A 1006-nucleotide genomic window follows, 5' to 3' on the forward strand; every position below is an offset into this window, starting at 1 on the left:
GCGCCGTAGGTCACCGACACGAAGGTGGGGGCGACGGCCTCGACACGGCGGATGGCGTTCCAGAGGGTGCGCTCGCCCTTCTCCGTCTTGGGCGCGTAGAACTCGAAGGAGTACGAGCGCTCACCGGAAGCGAGTAGTTCGCGGACGGTGCGCGCGCGGTCCGTCCGGGTGGAAGGGGTACCGAGAGCCATACCGGCAGGCTAACCGGCGCCCCGGCCGCGCACCGCATCTCCGGGGTCATATGTCCGTTTGACCTGTCTGCCGTCCAATGGGTGGACACCACTCCCGGGAGCCGCCGCCTCAGACCGACCGCAGCCGCGCGGCGAGGTCCGCGGCGGCGGCTCCCGGGTCGTCCGCCTCGGTGATCGCGCGGACCACCACGACCCGCCGCGCCCCGGCCTCCAGCACCCGGTCCAGGTTGGAGGCGTTGATCCCGCCGATGGCGAACCAGGGCCGCTCCGGCCGCAGCCGCGCGGCGTACCGCACCAGGGAGAGCCCCGGGGCGGGGCGGCCGGGCTTGGTGGGAGTGGGCCAGCAGGGGCCGGTGCAGAAGTAGTCCACGCCCGGCTCGGCCAGCGCCGCGTCCACCTCGGCCTCGGTGTGGGTGGAGCGGCCGATCAGGACTCCGCCGCCCAGGATCGCGCGGGCGGCCGGCACCGGCAGGTCGCCCTGCCCCAGGTGCAGTACGTCCGGGCCCGCGGCGTGGGCGACATCGGCGCGGTCGTTGACCGCCATCAGCTTCCCGTGGCGGCGGCAGGCGTCGGCGAGGACGGCCAGGTGCTCCAGTTCCCCGGCGGCCTCCAGGGACTTGTCGCGCAGCTGCACGATGTCGACGCCGCGGGGGAGCACCGCGTCCAGGAACTCCGCCAGGTCGCCGCGCTCCCGGCGCGCGTCCGTGCACAGGTACAGGCGGGCGTCGCCGAGCCGCTCGCGTGCGGTCGCTGCCATGCGGGAATCCCCCCGGAACGAGGCGGCAGCGCTCTGCGCGCCCTGCTCGGTGCGGGGG

At 75.0% G+C, this 1006-nt stretch carries 2 protein-coding genes; both read right to left on the reverse strand.

Annotated elements, in window-relative coordinates; translation table 11 throughout:
• A partial coding sequence (locus LJ221_RS22810; protein ID WP_241718597.1) for a methylenetetrahydrofolate reductase occupies positions 1-191 on the reverse strand: 191 nt, incomplete at its 3' end.
• A gap of 109 nt (positions 192-300) precedes the next feature.
• On the reverse strand, positions 301-948 hold the full coding sequence (gene thiE, locus LJ221_RS22815) for a thiamine phosphate synthase (protein ID WP_241718604.1): 648 nt from the start codon (positions 946-948) through the stop codon (positions 301-303).
• Positions 949-1006: the final 58 nt, after the last annotated feature.

The organism is Streptomyces sp. CNQ085 (genome assembly GCF_022614595.1).
Taxonomy (GTDB): Bacteria; Actinomycetota; Actinomycetes; order Streptomycetales; family Streptomycetaceae; genus Streptomyces.

What these genes read in the sequence shown, in the direction of transcription:
- thiE (WP_241718604.1), bottom strand. Translation starts at nt 948, where the DNA reads ATGGCAGCGACCGCACGCGAGCGGCTCGGCGACGCCCGCCTGTACCTG.